General features: G+C 53.9%; 1 protein-coding gene. It reads left to right on the plus strand.

All coding sequences use genetic code 11. From position 1 onward, the window contains the following. Positions 1 to 124: 124 nt before the first annotated feature. Positions 125 to 477, plus strand: a 353-nt coding sequence (locus tag K0039_RS20980) for a hypothetical protein (RefSeq protein ID WP_228106856.1), incomplete at its 3' end; no start/stop codon positions are given.

The raw sequence follows: 477 nt of genomic DNA on the forward strand, positions 1-477 counted from the left end.
CGGGGTTTTTTGTTTCCGGAGGTAAGCGTTCCGGGAGCGGTGCGCTTATTCGCGGGGGCAGCGATAAGCCTTATTTACTCAACCATTCGGATCTGTCCGATAAACAGACCATGCGGAGTTATTTATGGATTTTGAATTTACGGGTGAAGAAACCCCGGAACAACTGGAAAAAATGCTGGACGGACTCGGGGATGTGGATATTGACAGTCACGCACAGGACGTCGTGACGGAAGATACCACGGAAAAACATGCGGATGAGGAAGCACAGACTCAGACGGGCGATAACAATGTGGCACCGACGCCGGATGCCAGTGTGGAGCAGACGCAGGACGTGAAGGAGCCGGAAGCGAAGGGGGTGCTCACCCGCGACGGTAAACACGTCATTCCCTATGAAGTCCTTGAGGCTGAACGTTCCGGTAAGCAACGGGCCGAACAGGAAGCCGCACTTCTTCGTGGGCAGATAGCTGAAGAAAAACG

Origin of the sequence: Terrisporobacter mayombei, assembly GCF_020748465.1 — a bacterium.
Taxonomy (GTDB): Bacteria; Bacillota; Clostridia; order Peptostreptococcales; family Peptostreptococcaceae; genus Terrisporobacter; species Terrisporobacter mayombei.